At 69.9% G+C, this 3,841-nt stretch carries 5 protein-coding genes; 4 read left to right on the top strand and 1 reads right to left on the bottom strand.

Annotated features, from left to right (window positions below; genetic code table 11):
• Positions 1-315 precede the first annotated feature (315 nt).
• Both pgsA and AC1D2E_RS35100 read left to right on the top strand, forming a co-directional pair.
• The gene (gene pgsA / locus AC1D2E_RS35105) at positions 316-882 is read left to right on the top strand and encodes a CDP-diacylglycerol--glycerol-3-phosphate 3-phosphatidyltransferase (RefSeq protein ID WP_478201679.1); all 567 of its coding nucleotides are present in this window, start codon (positions 316-318) and stop codon (positions 880-882) included.
• Positions 879-1,754, top strand: coding sequence for a DMT family transporter (locus tag AC1D2E_RS35100; RefSeq protein ID WP_478201678.1), 876 nt, complete (start codon positions 879-881; stop codon positions 1,752-1,754). The genes pgsA and AC1D2E_RS35100 overlap by 4 nt, the downstream gene beginning before the upstream one ends.
• Here AC1D2E_RS35100 and AC1D2E_RS35095 read toward each other — a convergent pair.
• On the bottom strand, positions 1,744-2,679 hold the full coding sequence (locus tag AC1D2E_RS35095) for a LysR family transcriptional regulator (RefSeq protein WP_478201677.1): 936 nt from the start codon (positions 2,677-2,679) through the stop codon (positions 1,744-1,746). The genes AC1D2E_RS35100 and AC1D2E_RS35095 overlap by 11 nt on opposite strands.
• 75 nt (positions 2,680-2,754) lie before the next feature.
• On the opposite strand from AC1D2E_RS35095, the gene AC1D2E_RS35090 reads away from it, so the two are divergent.
• Positions 2,755-3,651 carry an alpha/beta fold hydrolase gene (locus AC1D2E_RS35090; RefSeq protein WP_478201676.1) on the top strand — a complete coding sequence of 299 codons (897 nt, stop codon included), beginning with the start codon at positions 2,755-2,757 and terminating at the stop codon, positions 3,649-3,651.
• Positions 3,648-3,841, top strand: a 194-nt coding sequence (locus AC1D2E_RS35085) for an isocitrate/isopropylmalate family dehydrogenase (protein ID WP_478201675.1), incomplete at its 3' end; no start/stop codon positions are given. The genes AC1D2E_RS35090 and AC1D2E_RS35085, both read left to right, overlap by 4 nt.

Here is a 3,841-nt window from a genome sequence, read left to right as displayed (position 1 = left end):
CAGTGGGGGAGCGTGGGGGGCAATCCAGGCCGGCGCCGGGCCGCCCCAAGGCGGCCTGCGGCCCCCTTGGGGGGCAGCGACCCACACGCAGTGGGGGAGCGTGGGGGGCAATCCAGGCCGGCGCCGGGCCGCCCCAAGGCGGCCTGCGGCCCCCTTGGGGGGCAGCGACCCACACGCAGTGGGGGAGCGTGGGGGGCAATCCAGGCCGACGCCGGGCCGCCCCAAGGCGGCCTGCGGCCCCCTTGGGGGGCAGCGACCCACACGCAGTGGGGGAGCGTGGGGGCGACTCCGCCCGGCCCCATATACTCCAACGCAATGTTCTGGACCCTGCCAACGATCATGACCTGGACGCGCATCGTCGCGATTCCCTTGATCGTGGGCGTGTTCTACCTGCCGCTGGCCGAGCCGATGCGCAACCTGATCGCCACGGTCATGTTCATCGTCTTCGCGGCCACCGACTGGCTCGACGGCTTCCTGGCGCGCCGCCTGAAGCAGACCTCGGCCTTCGGCGCCTTCCTCGATCCGGTKGCCGACAAGTTCCTGGTCTGCGCCTCGCTGCTGGTGCTGGTTCATCTGAACCGCGCCGATGTCTTCGTGGCGTTGATCATCATCGGCCGCGAGATCGCGATCTCCGCGCTGCGCGAATGGATGGCGCAGATCGGCGCCAGCAAGAGCGTCGCGGTCCACATGGTCGGCAAGGTCAAGACCGTGGTGCAGATGGTGGCGATCCCGTTCCTGCTCTTCGATGGCAACCTGTTCGGCCGGATCGACACCGGCACCTGGGGACAGTGGCTGATCTGGATCTCGGCCGTGCTGACGGTCTGGTCGATGGTCTATTACCTGCGGAAGGCGATCCCCGAAATCCGGGCGCGCGCGAAATGAGCGCAACGGCCCGCTCGGCGGGCTGGCTGCGGGCGATGCCGGCGGTCTTCGTGCTGATGTGGAGCACCGGCTTCATCGTGGCGCGCTACGGCATGCCCTATGCGCCGCCGCTCAAGTTCCTCACGGTGCGCTATGCGCTTTCGGTGCTCTGCTTCCTGGTCTGGGTGCGCTGGGCCCGGGTGACCTGGCCGCGCGATCGCGCGCAATGGGCGCACCTGGCCGTGACCGGCGTGCTGATGCAGGCCGGCTATCTCGGCGGCGTCTGGGCGGCCGTGCGCGCCGGCATGGGTTCGGGGCTGGTCGCGCTGCTGGTCGGCATCCAGCCGGTGCTCACCGCGGTCTGGCTGTCGATGCGCGGCGGCAGCATCACCCGCTCGCAATGGGCCGGCTTGTTCCTCGGCTTCGCGGGGCTGGTGATGGTGGTCTCGCGCAAACTGGGGCAGGGCGGGGAGGTGAGCGTGCCGACCATGGCGCTGGCGCTCACGGCGCTGTTCTCGATGACGGCCGGAACGCTCTACCAGAAGCGCTTTCTCGCGCCCTGCGACGTCCGCAGCGCGAGCGCGATCCAGCTCGGGGCGGCACTGCTCGTCACCTTGCCTTTCGCGGCCATGGAGTCCGACAGCATCCAGTGGAACCTGGCCTCCGGCGGGGCCATGGCCTGGTCGGTGCTGGCGCTGTCGCTGGGCGGCAGCTCGCTGCTCTACCTGTTGATTCAGCGCGGCACCGCCACTGCGGTCACGAGCCTGCTCTACCTGGTGCCGCCCTGCACGGCCGTGATGGCCTGGCTGCTGTTTTCGGAGCCGATCACGGCCCTGACGCTGGCGGGCATCGCGACCACCGCGGTCGGGGTCAGCCTGGTCGTCAGGCGCTGAGCTGCTTCCACGGTTCGCCGCGGAATCGCTCGACCAGGAAATCGATCAGGAGCCGGACCCGGCGCGGCGTCTTCGGGCGCCAGGGGGCGAGCCACTGGATGTCGGCGTCGGGCATCGCGAACTGCGGCAGCACGCGGACCAGCGCACCCGACGCGAGTTGCGGCGCGATGTCCCACAGGCTGCGCAGCATGATGCCGCGGCCGGCCAGGCACCAGTCGCGCACCATCTCGCCCGAGTTGCTCGACAGCGGACCGCGCACGCGCACGCGCGCCGTCGTGCCGTCGCGGGCGTGGCGCAGGGTCCAGAGCGCGAACTCGCGTTCGTTGCCGTCGCTGTTCTCGCGCGTCACCAGGCAGTCATGCGAAGCCAGGCCGGCGACGTCCGCCGGCGTGCCGCGGCGCGCGAGGTAGGCCGGGCTGGCGGCCAGCACCCGCTGATTGCGCGCGATGCGCCGCGCGACCCAGTCGCCGGCCCGAAGGTGTTGCGGTGTCCAGAGCCAGACCGCGCCGTCGAAGCCCTCGGCGCCGAGATCGGGCAGCTTCTCGGCCAGCATCAGCTGGATCTCCAGCCCCGGGTGCCGCTGGTTGAAGTCCGCCAGCACCGGGCCGAGCCAGCGCCGGCCGAAGCCGAAGGTGCCGACCAGCCGCACCGTGCCGCTCAGCTCGCTCTGCCGCTCGCCCAGCTCGTCTTCGAGGGCGGCAAAGGCTTCGAGCAGGCCCTTGGCGTGCTGGCACACCGTCTCGCCTTCGACGGTGGCGCTGAGGCGGCGCGTGGTGCGATCGAACAGCCGCTGGCCGATCCGGGCCTCCAGCGCGCCCAGCCGCTTGGTCACGACCGACGGCACCACGTCCAGTGCCAGCGCGGCGCCGGCCAGGCTGCCACGGCTGCGGATCGCCAGCACCAGTTCGAGGTCATTACGGTCCATTGCTGCCATTCAGGAAATTATCAATTGGTTCATTGTTGCTTGATGCTCCATGGGGCGCAACGCACAATCGGCCGGATGTTCGATGCCTTCTCCTCCTTCGACCTGTCGCGCGATGGGGTCCGCGTGCATGGCCGCATCGGCGGCAATGGGGCACCCTTGCTGTTGCTGCACGGCCACCCGCAGACCCACGCCAACTGGCACCGCGTGGCACCGCGCCTGGCGGAGCATTTCACGGTCGTCCTGCTCGACCTGCGCGGCTACGGCGATTCGGGCCGGCCGCCGGCCGACGAGTCGCATCGGACCTACAGCAAGCGCGAAATGGCGCTCGATGCGCTCCACGCGATGCGGCAGCACGGCTTCGAGCGCTTCGGCGTGCTGGCGCACGACCGCGGTGCGCGGGTCGCCCATCGGCTCGCCGCCGACCATCCCGAGGCGGTCGAGCGGCTGCTTCTGCTCGACATCGCGCCGACGCTCGCGATGTACGAGAACACTTCCGAGGCCTTCGCACGGGCCTATTGGCACTGGTTCTTCCTGATCCAGCCGCCGCCGCTGCCGGAAGCGTTGATCGAGAGCGATCCGGGGCGCTACATCCGCAGCGTGATGGGCGGCCGCCACGCGGGTCTCGCGCCTTTCGCGTCCAAGGCCCTGGCCGAATACGAGCGCTGTGCCGCGATCCCCGGCAGCGCGCAGGCCATCTGCGAGGACTACCGTGCCTCGGCCGGCATCGACCTCGCGCACGACCGGGCCGACATCGCCGCGGGCCGCAAGCTGAAGCAGCCGTTGCGCGTACTGTGGGGCGAACACGGGGCGGTCGGGCGCTCGTTCGACGTGCTGGCACTGTGGCGCGAGCGGGCCGAGGACGTGGCCGGCGGCGCCCTGCCGTGCGGGCACTACATTCCCGAGGAGGCGCCGGTCGAACTGTTGACCGAAGCGCTCTCCTTTTTCAAAGCGAACCCAAGGATCGTGACATGAGCACCCAACGCATCGCAGTCATCGCCGGCGACGGCATCGGCAAGGAAACCATGCCCGAGGGCCTGCGCGTGCTGGATGCCGCGAGCCGCAAGTTCGGCATCGACCTGAAGTTCGACCACTTCGAATTCTCGAGCTGGGACTACTTCGAGAAGCACGGCAAGATGCTGCCCGACGACTGGAAGGATCGGAT

This window comes from Variovorax sp. P1_H2, assembly GCF_056405295.1.
The sequence above is the reverse complement of the archived record's forward strand: the minus strand, read 5'-3'. Positions and strand labels throughout refer to the sequence as shown.